This window comes from Microcystis wesenbergii NRERC-220, assembly GCF_032027425.1.
Taxonomy (GTDB): Bacteria; Cyanobacteriota; Cyanobacteriia; order Cyanobacteriales; family Microcystaceae; genus Microcystis; species Microcystis wesenbergii_A.
The window spans coordinates 80,084-96,192 of record NZ_JAVSJA010000001.1; the positions used below are offsets into that span (position 1 = coordinate 80,084).

Genomic DNA, 16,109 nt, shown 5'->3' on the forward strand with positions numbered 1-16,109 from the left:
TTCCTAGAAAAACCCGGTTGTAGAGACTTTTCCGCCAAGATTTCTATAACCGTGGGATTTTTCCCAAGGAGATGGGAGTATTTTCAGTGAACAGTAAACAGTGAACAGTGAACTGAAAACTCACATCTGATAACTGATTCAAGGCTGACTCCTAACCCGACCAACAAACTTTTTCAGCAGGCCTTGTGTATTATGTCCCTTTTTGTATAGCTCTAACCTGTTTAACTTCTAACTCTAAGGCGGATGCGACTTGCTCAACACTTAACCCTAAGGCTAACAAACGGGGGACTGCCTCTAATGCTTTGTTTAGTCTGCCTTGCTCAATGCCTTCCTCGCGACCTTCCTCACGACCTTGCTCGCGACCTTCCTGACGACCTTCCTGACGCGCTTCTTCGCGCACATCTTGAAAATACTGAGTTTGTTTTAATTCATCTAAACTAAACATAGTTTCTATCTCCCGACGATTGAGAAGCGGTAACTTATAAACGAGAATCGTCTCTATTAATTGTAAGAGTTCTTGCGGTTTTTGGTCGGGGGTTAATTCTTGCCTCACTCTTTGGATTAATTTTCGGGTGCTATCAATCGCTTTTGCTTTAGATAGGGTGATTAATTGCACTGTAGCTAAACCAATCGAAGTTTGAGGAATGTTTTCTAATTCATTCAGATAAATCCGTCTGACTCGCTCGGAGTTGAGCAGTTCCCGATAGCGTTGAACTTGATTGGTTTCTACTTGAGGGTTAGGATAAACAATCACACCCCGCCAATCATTGGTTAAGTCAGTTTTACTGAGATATAAGAATATTTCGGTGAAAAAGCGCTGATAAAAAGCCTCATCTTCCTGAAATTGTACCTCACAAAAGTATATAGGAGTCTGGGGGTTATTATTTTGAGGCAGAAAGACTCCATCAAGACGAAAGGAAAGTTGTTTTACTTCCACTGAGTCAAAGCGGTAGTTATTGGCTTCGCTGATAGGGAGTTGAATTAATTCAAAGAAGATAGAGGGGAATGATTGAAAGAGTTGATAAAAAATCGTGTCAGTTTTCATGCCTTTATTTCTGAACCTCCCCCCTAGGAATATACTAGCTATGGCTAAAAGTCTTGGAGAGCCTGAGTAAAATCTTCTTTGTTAATTTTTTATTATTTCTGTATGGATCAAGTCCAAGAATACTGACTCCTAAAGACCGACTCCTAACCCCCAAACTTTTTCAGCAGACCCTAATTATATATTGGCTTCAAAAACGGGACAATAGCCTTCGGCAACCACTTTAAAACCGTAGAGGGGAGAAGCGGGATTCCAACAGCGCTGACTTTTGTAGTGGACACAGACACGACAGCAATCCATCTCCTCTAAAGCTTTGGTGATACGATTGGGACTCTCGCTTAATAATTCCCGTTGGGAGACTCCCCGCAATAATAATTCTTCCCCTTGCCAGCGCGCTTCCACCAGTCCCGTATCGGCGAAATTACTCCACCGGGGATCCCGGGTGATCGGATCTGGTAAGGTGATAGTGACGATCGAATCCGATTCATTTAATTCTCCCTCATAGTGACTGGGGGCCGGGGGTGTCGGTTGCATAAAGCGATCGCCAATAGGCAATTCCACCAGGGTTCCCACGGACGGAGAATGGAGTTGATAACGGCTTTGTAATTCTTCTAAACTGGTCAAATCCGCTAGATATAGGGGCGAGCCATGGACGAACATGATATGCTGCGGCCGCAGGTTATGGATCAGTTGGGTGGTGTTGCGACTATCGCTATGTTCGGCCAGTAGATAGGTTTCTTGGCTAATTAATCCCGAACGCTGTGCCGCTTTTAATCGGGGATTCTCCAGGTTGATATCGTGCAGGTGTTGGGGAGCTAACATTAACCAAGGTTTATCCCCTTGCAGATATTTACTCACCTCCTCTAGGCGATCAATTAGTAAAATTATCGGAGTGGTTCCCCCTAGAGGTGTCGGTTTTTCTGGCAACCTTCGCAACCGGGGACAGATGCGCTCATCCCAAAATAAGGGCTGATGTTTGGCAAAATTCTGGACAGATGCGGGAAATTGTGGTAAAATTTCTAGGTAGGCATCGCAAGCTTTAGCGATCTTGCCCCCAACCCAGATATCAATGTCGCGGCCTGTGAATTGGTGGTGCGACCGCAGTAATTTTAAAATTTCTTGACCCAATCCCAAAGCGGGGACGGGTAGTAGGACATTTTGACCCTCAGCGATCGCATGATAGATGCGATTCATCAACTGTTTTTCCTGCTGTCGTCGGTGGGGATGGCGCTCTGTGCCGTAACTGCCTTCAATAATCAGCACATCGGGGGACACTCCCCGCAGCAGATCGATCGATAATCCTTCCACCAGTTGAAAATTAGACAGGGAAAAATCGCCGGTATAGAGGACCTTATAGGTGCGTTTGGGGGTTTTGTAGGTGAAGAGAACCACAGCAGCCCCAGGGAGGTGGCCAGCTGGAAAAATCTCGACGGTGAGATCATCAAAGAGAGCGATCGGCGCTCGCCATGGCCAACCCTGACAGAAACTGCCGATTTCCTCGGTAGAATCAGGCCATTGTAGGGACAGCAGTTGTACTGTCACCTCACTGGCATAAACTGGCAATTGGGGATAGGTCTGATGGAGAGCCATTAACCCACGGATGTGATCGCTGTGGGCATGACTACAGAACACCAGATCTACAGGTGGTTTTTTGTTTTGGGTCAGGGGTTGCATATCGGCCAAACCACAATCTAAAAGTATGCGATAGGGACCGATTTTCAGTAGGAGACAAACTCCCTCCGACGCATGACCGACACCAAAAGGTAAACAGGATAAAAGGGATTTTGACCCCCAGATAGCAGTAGAGTGTTGAACCATGGCAACCCTGATCATGATGACTGGTTAGTGAGCGGAACCATTGCCATCGTAGTTATCGCTATCGTAAAAACCGTTGCGGGTGCCGAAAAAGAGACAAGAGACGGTGAATACAGCCGTTAATGCCAACAAGATTAATTTGATGTCCATATAATTAGTGCAACTCCTCAGAGGGTATCTCCCCTCATACTAACCCAACTTTTTCGGTTGTTAGCAGCTAGGTTTTGAATTTGTCCATGGCCGCTCCACCTCTTTTCATAATTAAACCTCTTGCATAATTAATTTTTGAGGGGTCAAAAACGGCAAAAATAAGGATTAAATTGCATAAAATCTGTAAATAGACCATTTAATTAATTATTATTCATTCTTAATTCTCCTGACTACTGACTACTGACTACTGGCTCCTAACCCCAACAACAATTTTTGATTTTTACAAGAGGTCTATTAAACTTGCCAGTAATTTGTGATGATTTCATCAAAAACTACTGAAAATTATCTAAAAACCTAGCATCTTTTGTCATAATAGTCAAGAAAATTTCACAAAAATTTAGCCTGACTTTAAATTCTCCTTTGCTAAAGTGCGACGTAATGATAGGTGTAAATTTTCCCTTTTAGACATGAGGCAAAAGCAAACAAGTTATTCATTTTGATTCAGATTAGCTCAATTCAATTATAGTTGAATTTTACTAGGAGTTTTCGATTAGAGTTGAAGGCTATTTGCTCAGATTATAAACTCAATTAAGGTTTATTAAAATTAAAGTTTGTTAAACTCGGCTAAGTCATTGGTCTTTTCCAGAAGAGGATAACGAATTGCTGTTTGATCGACTAGGCTAGATAAATACTCATAAGTGTGACGAAGTTCATAGGCATTATCATCACTTTTTGCTTGGTTACACTGCCAGCATACCGGTTGTAAGTTGTCAAAATCAAACATTTTTTCTGGACAGCGGGCTTTATTAATTATATGATCAATAGTCACATAATTGGGATGAAAAAATATCTGATTGATTTGATTAATAACTTTTTCCCCTTGAGAATTATTATATTCGTAACCCCTTTTGATAGCTTCTGACTGGGAAGAAGTTTTAAATTCTTCGCCATGTTTCATCTTTTTGCCACAAAAAGGACAGGGTTTTTCTTTGGCCATTATTCGATATTGATTCGGGCTAATTAATCCTTTTTGGGGATGTTCGATAACTGCTAGATGTTGATTAGCATTCCAGATTTCTGCAATTTCATCGGAGCTATATAATTGAGACAACTTTGATTTTGATATTTTAGTCATGGCAGTACATAATAATCATAATAAAGGATATTTAGCCAAGGCTTTATCTGCTGTTTCATGCACATTTTTTGAGATTTTTTCTAACTCTTGTTTTCCTTCTTCAGATATTTTTTGGGCTTTTTCAGACTCAATAATGGCTAAATCAATGGCTTTGACAAGATTTCCCTTATTTAATTCATGCTCAAATAAACTGACAACTTTATAAGTATTATTTTTAAAATCCTGAAGAAGCTCCCAAGAGCTTTTAACCTTTCCCCAGCCGCTATTATAATAGCCCTTTTTTCTCGCTTGTCTTTGTTGCTCTAGGGAAAGGCCATGAAATAGTTCACTATTTCTTTTTTGCCATTGGCGATAGTTTATTTCTTCTAGTAACTTCATGGCTTCAGTTCCTGGTCATCTGCAAAGTAACGAGTGATTTCTTGCCACTTTTTCTCGCCATAGTTATTAATAATATATTTTTTAATATCCCCCAGTTGTCTTCGTAGTTTATCATTAGTTTTTTCCAGAGATTCAACTGTAGAGATGGCTCGCTCTTTTATTTGTGTAATCCCATGCTGTTGTTGCTGAATAGTATTTTTTAGATCGCTCACCGCTAGATTATAACTGTCTTTATGAACTAATTCCTTTTCCAGTAAAGCCTGTTGACGTTCCTGGCCAGTTTTAGATAGACTAGCCTTTAACCATTGACCTAAACGATAAATCTCAGATTGATCAAAGTCTAATAAATCTTGACGTAACTGCTCTAACTTTTGTAGCAATTCATTAACTTTTTCTTGCCAATAACTGACTTCTTGTTTAAGCTCAACATTCTGGTTGTATAAATTCTGATTACTTTTTCCTAACTGTTCAATTTTGCCCTCGTGTCTGGATATTTGCAAGGACTGATGTGAATTAACTTTGGCTCTATCATTTCGTTCTTGTATGATAATCTGGAACAATTCCGCCGCTACAGGATCATCAAGATGTTCTACAATCCATTCTAGATGACGTGCTTTTAACCTATCGCTCAAATAGCCCTTGATTTCTATGTGTTGTTCTTTCAATAGGGCTAGATTAGATTTAATGGTCATGACCGTAATTCTGACTTTAGTAAACTATCCATAGTTATTTTAGTACAAGTATAAGCTTTTGGAAAAAAGCAATCTTATCGGTCATGGTAGTTTTGCCTGTCTCTGGGAATCAACTCGGACTGACTAAAGAAACAAAAGAAAATGGAAATTTTGCCGATCTAGGGCTGGCCTTTGCTATAAGTGAGCTATATAGCGCCTCCTTAGCTAGTGAGGAAATTCTCAAACGCTAAAGCTGAGAGCTTACCGCTATAACTAAGCGCACAAATCACCCAGACTGAGAAAATATCATGCGTATCGCTCACGATGTCACCGAATTGGTTGGCCGCACACCTTTAGTACAATTGAATCGGATTCCCCAAGCGGAGGGCTGTCTTGGCCGAATTGTGATGAAATTAGAAGGGATGAATCCCGCTGCTTCCGTCAAGGATCGCATTGGCACTCACATGATTAATAGCGCCGAAAAAGCGGGTTTAATCAATCCAGAAACCACGGTTTTAGTGGAACCCACTTCTGGCAATACGGGAATTGCCCTAGCGATGACTGCGGCAGCTAAGGGTTATCGCTTGATTTTAACTATGCCGGAAACGATGAGTTTAGAGCGCCGGGCGATGTTAAAAGCCTACGGTGCTACCCTAGAACTTACCCCCGGTTCCCAAGGTATGAAAGGGGCAATTTTACGCGCTCAGGAAATCGTTGATAGTATCCCAGGCGCTTATATGTTGCAACAATTTCGCAACCCTTCTAACCCAGAAATTCACCGTCTCACCACTGCCGAGGAAATTTGGCAAGATACCGACGGACAGGTAGATTTTATTGTTGCAGGTGTGGGTACTGGAGGCACGATTACGGGAGTTGCTGAAGTGATTAAATCGCGTAAACCTAGTTTTCAAGTAGTCGCAGTGGAACCTTTCAATAGTCCGGTGATTTCTGGGGGTAATCCCGGTCCCCATAAAATTCAAGGTATCGGTGCGGGTTTTATTCCGGAAGTTTTACGCACAGATCTGATTGATGAGGTAATTACTGTCAGTGATGAGGAAGCTTTTCAATTTGGTCGTCGTTTGGCAAAAGAAGAGGGTTTACTTTCGGGGATTTCTTCCGGTGCCAATCTTTGCGCTGCGATTCAACTGGCCCAACGACCGGAAAATGAGGGTAAATTAATTGTGGTGATTCAGCCTAGTTTTGGAGAACGTTATCTGAGTACGCTGATGTTCCAAAATATCGAGGAGCGCGAGTTAACTTTGGTGTAAAAAAATATCCTCCTCAGCCTCTAGCAGTCAGCTTTAGTTGAGGGCTGATTGCTAATAGCAGAGAGCTTTTTAATCATATTTTAAAGAGGGATTTTTTCACCTGTAGGGGTATTTGTAAAGGTTGCGGTTTGATTGCTTCTTTGCCGGAAAAATTATCCAGTAAAGCCGATCGCACTTGTGCATCGGTTTCTCGTGAGAGAAGATAGCGGAAGTATTCTTGGCATTGTTCTCGACGACTGGGGGAAAGTTGCATTTCACTTAAACGTCGGACTGCCATTAAGCGCATTAAGGGATCATTGACTGTTAATTTTTCTAACCAGCGATCAAAGTTTTTGGACTCATTTTGACCGCGATGGTCGAGAAAATGCCATCCTAGTAGGATTAAGGTCAAAACCGTGCCAAATCCTTGCAAAATTGAGGCCAGGGCCAACCAGCGATTTTCGGCATAGGTCCAAATTGCTACAGCGAGATAGGTGGCTAAACTGCCCAAACCGCCACAGACTACCGCTAAAGTTAACTTACCGCTATCGGCGCTGAAAAAAGCACGCCCCCACAGCCACAGCGATGGCCAGTTTTGACCCTGGAGATGGTAAACTCCAATCATCGCCCCCACCCCGGTTAAAGTGGCCAAAACTAACTGCCAATTCCACGCCCAGAGGATCAAAAAACTAGCACAAGCTGCCGCCCATGTCAAGAATTGACGGGTTTTTTTGGCGGCGAGAGTTTTCATGACTCGACGCTGCAGAGCGGGAGAAAAATAGGGAGGAAGGCGGAATACTGAAGACACGGGAAGTTTTTCACTGAGGGTTTGATGATCACTATAGCCTGTTCTCAGGCAGACAGATCATTTTTCTTGGTAAAAATCCTCGTGGGAAAAGAGCGCAGTGCTAGGGTGGGCTAAAATTGCGATCGAGAATCGGCTAAAGTTCAGGTTGGCGGGCTTAGGTGTTAAGATGGTTTTCAATCAAACTCAACTTTTTTTATTAATAAATAGCTCAACAATATTCTGTAAACTTATATATAGAAACCTCAAGAAATATATTAATTTGCAGTTTTTAGGGTAACAAGTTCCGATAGACGATCTAAAGTATTAAGTATAAATACCGCAACTAATTTTACCTAGTCACGCCAGCTATCTAACTCATCTATATCACTTCCGCACAGAGTTAAAACGTCCTTTGTCTCGGTTGAGTCTTGCAGTACTTTTACCTCAAGGAAAATCTCAATAATTTTGAGTCATGATTCACTAGAATCCTCAAAGATTCCGTAAACTGGCAAGTTTTAAGAAACCTAGTAGGTTCATCGCTATGAAAAGCCGTCTTATTGTTTGTTGTGATGGAACTTGGCAAGATTTAGGACAAGGTTATCCTACCAATGTTGTCAAAATGGTGCAAGCTATCACACCACTTGATGATAGTAAGGGCAACCCCATCCGTCAAATCATCTACTATGACGAAGGGATTGGGACAAAACAATCTAATACCGAGGTGACTGATACTTTAATTAAAATTGCTGGAGGTGCTTTAGGCATTGGCATGGATCATAAGATTGAAGATGCCTATCGTTTTCTGTGCTTAAACTATCAACCTGAAGATGAAATTTATCTCTTTGGGTTTAGTCGGGGGGCTTACACTGTACGCTGTTTAGCTGGGTTAATTTATAATTGTGGTTTGTTGTATCGAGAATTTATCCGACAAATCCCCAAAGCCTACGAAATTTACCGAGAAAAACAAGACCCAAATAACGCACCTAACGGTAAAAATGCCATTGATTTCCGTAATCAGTATGGACGACGGGTTCCCATTAAGGCCCTATGCTGTTGGGATACGGTTGCTTCTTTAGGTATCCCTGATATCGTTCATTCTCTGCACTTGGATGAAAAGTTCAACGAACGTTATCGCTTTTATGATTCGACCATCAATCCTACAATTGAAAAGGCGTTTCATGCAGTTGCCATTGATGAAATTCGTAAGGTCTTTGATGTAACACTAATGCGTCCCCATTCTACCCACATCAGACAACAAAAAGAACAAGTGGTTCAGGTTTGGTTTCCGGGGGGTCATGGTTGTGTTGGTGGAGGTTCTCAGGAAGAATCTGGCCTATCCGATGGAGCTTTATTGTGGATGATGGAACAAGTCGAAGCATTGGGTTTGGCCTTAGATAAAAGTTATATTCAACATGAAGTTCATCCCAATTCTAGTGAGCGTTTTGATAATACGTCAAAATGCCCTTTTAATATAGCAGGAACAGCACCTCGTCAGTTTGAAGGGGATGTTAGCAATTTGCATGAAAGTGTTAAAAATCGCTGGACAAACCTGAATCTTAATCCCCCTTATAAACCCGCTATTCCCGAAATTCAAATGATGCTTGAGCAAGATATTGGTGCTTTGAGAAAGAAAGAAATAGTCTCTGTTTAGCACCTCTCTACCTCAAAAATGTCGCCTACACTTTACCTACATAAACACTCATAATCTGAACTAATTAGGAGGATTTGCCATGAAAGTATCACAGAACTGTATTGATCTGATCAAAAAGTGGGAAGGTTGCAAGCTTACCGCTTATAAGTGTCCGGCTGGCGTTTGGACAATTGGGATTGGAACAACTTGTTATCCTGATGGACGACGTGTTCGGGAAGGGGATAAGATTACTGATCAACAGGCGGAAGGCTTCCTTATCAATGAATGTGAGGAAAAAGCCAAAGCTGTGGATAAATTAGTAAATGTTGATCTTCATCAAAATCAGTTTGATGCTTTAGTTTCCTTTGCTTATAACGTAGGCATCGGAGCTTTTAAAGAAAGTACCTTACTACGTCTGTTAAATCAGCCAAATTATAACGAAGCGGCTAATCAGTTTAAAGAATGGAATAAAGCAACCGTAAACGGACAAAGAGTGGTTCTTGAAGGGTTAGTTAATCGCCGTAAAGATGAAGAAGAACTATTTCGTAAAACAGATGGGTTTGGTGAACCTATTGATCTAGAACCCTCTCCCCAAAGTTCCGCTACTTGGCTTAAAGGATTCTTAGAAAATCAAAATACCGTTGTTGTGGCGTATAAGGCTGACCAAGTTGTCGAAATTATTACCCTAAAAAGTCCTCTTAAAGAAGATTTAATTGATGTATTGCGACAATATCCTAATGCTCAGAATTTCCATATCGCCGCACCAAATGAGCAAATTCCAGCAGGTAATCGAGTTGAATTTGAGGGGCGTACTCAAGCTCTATCGAGGGTTGCCAATCCGCCTACTTTAGAGCGAGGATTACTGTTAAAAGGAATGACTGATAATGATGCAGGAATCTCTAGCAAAGATATTGCAGAAATGCAACAACGTTTGAAAGATTTAGGCTACTATAACGGAGAAATTGATGGGGATTTTGGCAGTGGTACTGATAATGCTGTCAGACGATTCCAAGCAGATGTTTTTGGTCACTCCGAAGCAGATGGGAAAGTCGGACCAAAAACTTGGGCTAAATTGTGGGGAGAAGAAACAACACCCCCACCTACTCCTCAACCTGCTCACGGAACTTATCTCCGACTGACTAAAACTAACCAGAAAGACGGTGATGGTTTATATATTCTCATTTTGGAATATATCAAGAATGGACAGGTAAAAGATCATCTTAAAGTTTGCTCTGGACAACCGAGTAACCAACTATTCCGTACAGGTCCTCAAAGTGTATCGGGTTCCATGGAACCGCTGCCTGAAGGCAAATGGTACATTAATGACATTCTCTGGGCAGGTGGCAAAGATAAATATGGACCGACTGTTTTTAGTAATGGTCTGGGTCCAGTTACTACCCCTATCAAATATGTCGGACCGAATTCCACACGGCGAAGTGCTATTGAAATCCATATTGATTGGAATGGAAAATATTGTCATGGTCCCTGTCCAGGAACGGCAGGTTGCCTTGGTATCTACGATATTGCTGATTACAAGAAATTAGTTAGTTGGCTAGGAGATACTAATCCCCATGATCTATATGTGGATTGGGGTCTAGGAACTTGTCCTCAACCTTAATAATAACTCACTCAAGGGTGATCATAATGATCTTTTATAGTGATCACCCTACTCTTTTTTGATTCGGTGATTTACTCACGAACAATGTACAAACTTTTACTGGCATCAGCCTTACAACAGGTAATGCAAAACACAAATCTCCCTATAAACATAGACTCAAAACTAATCTGGAACGATACAGGAATTAATCTTGTCGCTGGACAAGAATATCATTTTCAAGCAACAGGTCAATGGACAGACTGGACAATTACCTCTAATGCTGATGGTTATGAAAGTACTAATTTCTTTCTGAAACTATGTGAAAGACTACGACGAATGCCTAATTCACCTTGGTTTTCACTGATTGGTTCAATTGATAAAGATCAAGATAGTTTGTTCCTCATTGGCACAAATAAACAGTTTACAGCACCAAAAACAGGACGGCTTTACTGCTTTGCTAACGATGTGATCATCGCCTATGGCAATAATCGAGATAGCATCCAACTCACTGTAACTTCCTTAACTTGATAAAGGGAAAATATCCTATTTGTGAACCGTATGCTGTTGTTAAAGTAACCTGTCCAGAATCAGGCAAAAAAGGATCAAAAATGATGACTAACCAAAAACTGAAAGCTCTAGTCAATACTGTTATCAAACAATCTACCCTAGATAGCAGTCAGATTACTGATCTTACTCAAAAATTTTCCTTGACAGCAGGAGATGAACTTGAGATTAATAATTACAAATCTGCGAACAATAATCACTGGAAATTAGAATTAACAACTCCTGTTAATCAGATGACGAAATGGTTCGCTTATATGCCCCATGTCGAAATTAAAAGTAATGACCCTGTGGCCAAGATATTGCAAGATATTAAGCAGTCTCAATTTAAGGTGTATCATCGACCAACAGAACAAGATGGAGATGGAGTGGGGATTCCCCCTAATGGACAAGACAACCGTTCAGAAAGAATTTGTCCTGTTTACGTTCTTAGTCCCAGAAGACAGACAGATTCTTTAGTTAGACAACTGATTGCACTGCTTCGGGTCAAGGATACAGCGTTCATTATTGCAGAACGATTGGTACAATATCCCGAAGATTATCTCCCCACTATTTCTCAATTTGAAAAAGCGGTCATCGTCCAATCTTTTGTTGGTGTCGGTCCTCCTCAACCGGATCCAACTCCTTATCCGGATTGGGCAAAAGAAAGACACGACAAAGAGTTGTGGAGACTCGAACAATCTATCCGTCTATTACAGTCGATGAATCGAAAAATCTCAGCTGTCGTTTGTGCGATGGGAGATTCTCAAAAACATTCATCCAAAGATGTGCGAGAAACAATGCAAACAAGATTATACAATCTTCTGGATAAGTATAATCTCTCGGCTCTCAAACAGCCAATTACTTGGGGAGCAGATGAATTAGTAGCAATGGGAATCGCTCAAACTCTCCCTAAAACTAAAGTGCGTGTCCGCATCTCTAATAAGGAGACTGAAATGTGGTACGACGGGAGACGACCACCGCGAGAACTTGTGACTGAAAAATTACCAGCAGTTGGGTTAGAAGAATCAGAAACTGACTGGGATTTCGAGGTCGCTATCCTAACTCGTCGTCAAAATGGTAGTATTGATGATTATCAGAAAGACGACCAGAAACAAGCCCAATTAGATGAGCAATTTCTGGCTAAATACAAGAACTATTCTTCCGAGCAGCGCGCTAAATTAGTCATCATTGATGGCCGACTTTTTAATGGGGCTTGGAATGCCACTTCTGTGTTACCTTATGATGATTTATTGGCCTTCGGTAGTTGGGGAACATTTGGCAATTGTGTTGGCTCAACTTTGGCGGTGGCAAAAATTCTTTTCTACGCTAAAAATCCCGCCGCTCAAAGACAACTTTATTTAGAAGCCATTGCTCATGATGTTTTTGCTAATGGCTATAAAGAAGTTCAACGACCCGAAGAACCTAAAAGCTTCTGTAATCAGCTAAAAAATCAAACAGGAATCACTTTCAATCATTACGAAGGATATGATAATCCTGCTACGGTCAAAAAAGTCTTTGAGGTCTTAAATCGGCACGTTAATGTCAGAATGCAGGAACATTTTACAGCACTTCCCCTTGTTAATAACCGAGTCTTCCGAATTACCCCGCAATTTTGGCGCACTTTTGAGAGTGAAATCCACATCTGGCCAAGATTACCAGAGGAAATTCATAAAGTTGGTATCTATCGTACCGATCTGGAAGCGATCGCTTTTAATCCTTCATTGGGCGATCAATTCGTCTAACAGTAAATTTTTCAACAATCCCATAGGAGAAATGCCATGACTTCCTTACAAATTATCAATCCTACCAATCATGCTCGATTTGAATGTCTAAAACCTGTTACTTTTACAGGCAAAGTCCCCACTGAAATGGTCACTGTAGAACTCAAAGCAGACGAAAAATATCCCCTGGGCAGTGGTCAGGTTAAAGCGGATGGTTCTTGGTCGATTACTTATTCAGGATTTACCAATATCGGTGGGCGCAAAATTACCGCCATCGGTTTTGATCAAGGAAATCAAAAAAAGGCAGAAACCAGTATCTATATTAATGTTGTTTCCGCCACGGATGGACTTGATAAAATTATCCAGATTGCCGCTAATTCCCAAATAGCCCGTTATCACTGGCTCGATCGAGGAGTTGCCCCCAAAGGTTACATTAAAGGCATGGCAGTTGTCTACGCTAAAGTTTATTGCCAGTTGAAAGCAGGTAATCCCTTTGCCAAAGAAATGGCGAAAGCTAACACAGGAAACTCCGATAAAGATGCCTTAGCACACTATGCTCAAAAATTCCGTGATTTAGAGATGAATAATAGCGTGGCAGGGGTTGATACCCTCAGACATTTATTTGTCTTGCTAATAGGGTTAGGAATGCGGGAAAGTTCTGGAAAATACTGTGAAGGACGTGATCGTTCAGCCAGCAATACCACTGCTGAAACGGCGGAAGCTGGATTATTTCAAACAAGCTATAATGCCCGCAGTGCTAGTCCATTATTACCACAGTTATTCGAGCAGTATTTAGCCAATTCATCAGGGTTTATCGAAATCTTTAAGGAAGGGGTTACTTGTCCTCCTCAAGACTGGGAAAACTATGGAGAAGGGAAAGGAAAAGAATTTCAACGCTTGTCGAAAGCTTGTCCGGCTTTTGCCGCAGAATTTGCTGCTATTGGCTTAAGAAATCTCCGAAAACATTGGGGGCCAATTAACCGCCTAGAAGCGGAAATTCGTCCTGAAGCTGATGCTATGTTACAGGAGGTTCAGAAGATTGTTGATCAATTGAATCTTTGTTCATTGTTTTAATTATCTTTTTTTCTATCTCTCAAATAAGGGAAAGGAGGGAGTTATGAAACTGCTCAATACTCTAATTGCTGGTGGATTATTAACTATTAGCTTTTTAGTCATTCCTGTGGCAACCAAAGCTCAGAACTTTCAAGAAAAAGTGGCTGAAAACGCTGTTAAAGAATGGCAAAATTTTCATAATCCACCCATTGTTGTCAGAGCTAAAGCAGATACTGAAATACGCAGAGATACAGGAACAGCTGAAAGACCTCTAGAATATGCTCAATGCAACATAGTTAATCGTTACTGGCGCAGTGTACAAACACCCCCTAGAGGTGACTTTTGTAGATTACCCCAAATAGCAAATAAAAATCAAGGAGGCTGGGATAATTATCCTTGGTCAGCCGCTTTTATTTCTTTTATTATGGAACAATCAGGGGCAGGTGATCAGTTTAAATATAGTGTCCGTCACGCTACTTACATCGTTGATGCTGTCAGAAATCGGGACAATCCTCATGCTTCTTTTCGAGGCTATCCCATTGATTGGATTCGTCCATCTGTTGGCGATCTAATCTGTGCGCCGCGAGGAAAAAATGCGGGTTTAACCTATCCACAGATTATTGATAAAGGAGATTTTGAATCTCATTGTGATATTGTGGTTGCCAAAAATAACAATCAATTAGAAGTCATCGGTGGGAATGTAGGAGATAGTGTGGCAAAAACGATTGTTTCTCTAGACGCTCAGGGACACATCAAAGTCACCAAACCTGATTTCAGACCTTGGTTTGTGGTTATCAAAAATAATCTCAGATAAGGTGCAACCCTTGAAGTGATGGCAAACTTGAAATCTTTAAGGAGAAAAGGCGATACAAATGGGAGAATCCTGCGCTTTTCCTCCCCTATAGTTAAGCGTATTGTAGCTTGATAAGACTATTATTTCCCAGCGATAGCTCAATGGATTGAGGGAAATATTCCTGCTGCCATTGTCCGGCACTAACAGCAGCGGTCAAAACCACCATTCTAACGATCGCCAGTGGGAGAGGAAATATTATCTTTAACGATCCCAACCAGAATGATGACAGGGGCTATATTAACGACAAAATCAGCGATAAAAGTCCCAATCGCCAAGATTAGGCGATAATAGTCGCAAAAACTCCCTAGCCATGCCGGTCTCATCGAGATGATCTGCATAAAAATTTAAGAATGATCCCCGTCTGGTGATAGACTTTTGACTGTTAAGGAAACAAACTCACTAGATAAATCATAGATTCAGTTGTAGGGAGGATCATCGAGTGGAAAGTACGCTAGGGTTAGAAATTATCGAAGTGGTCGAACAGGCTGCCATTGCCTCCTCGAAGTGGATGGGTAAAGGCGAAAAAAATACCGCCGATCACGTCGCTGTAGAAGCGATGCGCGAACGGATGAATAAAATCCATATGCGCGGTCGCATCGTTATTGGAGAAGGGGAAAGAGACGAAGCTCCCATGCTCTATATTGGCGAAGAAGTGGGTATCTGTACCCAAGCTGATGCCAAACAATATTGTAATCCCGACGAATTAGTCGAAATCGATATCGCCGTCGATCCCTGCGAAGGCACTAACTTGGTTGCCTACGGTCAAAATGGTTCTATGGCCGTGTTAGCGATCTCCGAAAAAGGTGGGTTATTCGCCGCTCCTGACTTTTATATGAAAAAATTAGCCGCTCCCCCAGCAGCTAAAGGTCATGTGGATATTAATAAATCGGCGACGGAAAACCTGAAAGTTCTTTCCGATTGTCTCAATCGTTCGATCGAAGAACTGGTGGTAGTGGTTATGGATCGTCCCCGTCACAAGGAATTAATCCAAGAAATCCGCAACGCCGGGGCCAGAGTTCGTCTGATCAGCGATGGTGACGTATCGGCCGCTATTTCCTGCGCTTTTTCGGGAACTAATATTCATGCTCTCATGGGTATCGGTGCCGCTCCGGAAGGGGTAATCTCGGCGGCGGCTATGCGTTGTCTAGGCGGTCACTTCCAGGGACAATTAATCTATGATCCCGAAGTGGTCAAAACCGGTTTAATCGGCGAAAGCAGAGAGGGTAATCTCGCTCGTCTGCAAGAAATGGGCATCACTAATCCCGATCGCGTTTACGGTTGCGAAGAATTAGCCAGTGGCCAAACCGTCCTCTTTGCCGCCTGTGGGATCACCCCCGGCACCCTGATGGAAGGGGTACGCTTCTTCCACGGTGGCGCTCGTACCCAAAGCTTGGTTATCTCCACCCAATCGAAAACCGCCCGCTTTGTCGATACCGTTCACCTGTTCGACCAACCCAAATACATTCAACTGAGATAATTCTCTGACC

The 16,109-nt window shown here is 41.8% G+C and carries 17 protein-coding genes; 9 read left to right on the forward strand and 8 right to left on the reverse strand.

What is annotated here, in order from left to right:
• Positions 1-190: 190 nt before the first annotated feature.
• The 6 genes from RAM70_RS00390 to RAM70_RS00415 all read right to left on the reverse strand — a co-directional run bounded on the left by RAM70_RS00390 (position 191) and on the right by RAM70_RS00415 (position 5,212).
• On the reverse strand, positions 191-1,045 hold the full coding sequence (locus RAM70_RS00390) for an Rpn family recombination-promoting nuclease/putative transposase (protein ID WP_045360324.1): 855 nt from the start codon (positions 1,043-1,045) through the stop codon (positions 191-193).
• 174 nt (positions 1,046-1,219) lie between these two features.
• Complete coding sequence (locus RAM70_RS00395) at positions 1,220-2,860, reverse strand: MBL fold metallo-hydrolase (RefSeq protein ID WP_045360429.1); 1,641 nt, start codon at positions 2,858-2,860, stop codon at positions 1,220-1,222.
• 24 nt (positions 2,861-2,884) lie between these two features.
• Positions 2,885-3,007, reverse strand: a complete 123-nt coding sequence (locus RAM70_RS00400) for a DUF8629 family protein (RefSeq protein ID WP_002737208.1) — start codon at positions 3,005-3,007, stop codon at positions 2,885-2,887.
• Positions 3,008-3,611: 604 nt separating this feature from the next.
• Entirely contained in the window at positions 3,612-4,142 is a 531-nt protein-coding gene (locus tag RAM70_RS00405) for an HNH endonuclease (RefSeq protein WP_045360323.1), read from the reverse strand.
• A gap of 15 nt (positions 4,143-4,157) precedes the next feature.
• Complete coding sequence (locus RAM70_RS00410) at positions 4,158-4,520, reverse strand: hypothetical protein (protein WP_190381277.1); 363 nt, start codon at positions 4,518-4,520, stop codon at positions 4,158-4,160.
• Positions 4,517-5,212, reverse strand: coding sequence for a hypothetical protein (locus tag RAM70_RS00415; RefSeq protein WP_312671943.1), 696 nt, complete (start codon positions 5,210-5,212; stop codon positions 4,517-4,519). Before RAM70_RS00415 ends, RAM70_RS00410 begins: the two co-directional genes overlap by 4 nt.
• A gap of 83 nt (positions 5,213-5,295) precedes the next feature.
• On the opposite strand from RAM70_RS00415, the gene RAM70_RS00420 reads away from it, so the two are divergent.
• Together RAM70_RS00420 and cysK are read left to right on the forward strand one after the other, a co-directional pair.
• Positions 5,296-5,442 carry a hypothetical protein gene (locus tag RAM70_RS00420; RefSeq protein ID WP_002796632.1) on the forward strand — a complete coding sequence of 49 codons (147 nt, stop codon included), beginning with the start codon at positions 5,296-5,298 and terminating at the stop codon, positions 5,440-5,442.
• Positions 5,443-5,499: 57 nt separating this feature from the next.
• Positions 5,500-6,459 carry a cysteine synthase A gene (gene cysK / locus RAM70_RS00425; protein WP_008202905.1) on the forward strand — a complete coding sequence of 320 codons (960 nt, stop codon included), beginning with the start codon at positions 5,500-5,502 and terminating at the stop codon, positions 6,457-6,459.
• Positions 6,460-6,532: 73 nt separating this feature from the next.
• Here the strand turns inward: cysK and RAM70_RS00430 are convergent, their stop codons facing one another.
• A complete protein-coding gene (locus RAM70_RS00430) occupies positions 6,533-7,246 on the reverse strand; it encodes a hypothetical protein (protein WP_045360319.1) in 714 nt (237 codons plus the stop codon).
• Between the two features lie 520 nt (positions 7,247-7,766).
• Between RAM70_RS00430 and RAM70_RS00435 the strand changes: the two genes are divergently transcribed.
• The 6 genes from RAM70_RS00435 (at position 7,767) to RAM70_RS00460 (ending at position 14,583) form a co-directional block, all read left to right on the forward strand.
• A complete protein-coding gene (locus tag RAM70_RS00435) occupies positions 7,767-8,876 on the forward strand; it encodes a T6SS phospholipase effector Tle1-like catalytic domain-containing protein (protein ID WP_045360316.1) in 1,110 nt (369 codons plus the stop codon).
• Between the two features lie 79 nt (positions 8,877-8,955).
• The gene (locus RAM70_RS00440; RefSeq protein ID WP_288000199.1) at positions 8,956-10,473 is read left to right on the forward strand and encodes a glycoside hydrolase family protein; all 1,518 of its coding nucleotides are present in this window, start codon (positions 8,956-8,958) and stop codon (positions 10,471-10,473) included.
• An 84-nt stretch (positions 10,474-10,557) separates the two neighbouring features.
• Entirely contained in the window at positions 10,558-10,980 is a 423-nt protein-coding gene (locus RAM70_RS00445) for a hypothetical protein (protein ID WP_312671944.1), read from the forward strand.
• An 83-nt stretch (positions 10,981-11,063) separates the two neighbouring features.
• Entirely contained in the window at positions 11,064-12,737 is a 1,674-nt protein-coding gene (locus tag RAM70_RS00450) for a DUF4127 family protein (protein ID WP_312671945.1), read from the forward strand.
• 36 nt (positions 12,738-12,773) lie between these two features.
• Complete coding sequence (locus tag RAM70_RS00455; protein ID WP_045360312.1) at positions 12,774-13,790, forward strand: hypothetical protein; 1,017 nt, start codon at positions 12,774-12,776, stop codon at positions 13,788-13,790.
• A 43-nt stretch (positions 13,791-13,833) separates the two neighbouring features.
• A complete protein-coding gene (locus RAM70_RS00460) occupies positions 13,834-14,583 on the forward strand; it encodes a DUF2272 domain-containing protein (protein ID WP_045360310.1) in 750 nt (249 codons plus the stop codon).
• Positions 14,584-14,789: 206 nt separating this feature from the next.
• Here RAM70_RS00460 and RAM70_RS00465 read toward each other — a convergent pair whose 3' ends face one another.
• Entirely contained in the window at positions 14,790-14,960 is a 171-nt protein-coding gene (locus tag RAM70_RS00465; RefSeq protein ID WP_312671946.1) for a hypothetical protein, read from the reverse strand.
• Positions 14,961-15,061: 101 nt separating this feature from the next.
• Between RAM70_RS00465 and glpX the strand changes: the two genes are divergently transcribed.
• Positions 15,062-16,099 carry a class II fructose-bisphosphatase gene (gene glpX, locus RAM70_RS00470; RefSeq protein WP_159297184.1) on the forward strand — a complete coding sequence of 346 codons (1,038 nt, stop codon included), beginning with the start codon at positions 15,062-15,064 and terminating at the stop codon, positions 16,097-16,099.
• Positions 16,100-16,109 lie beyond the last annotated feature (10 nt).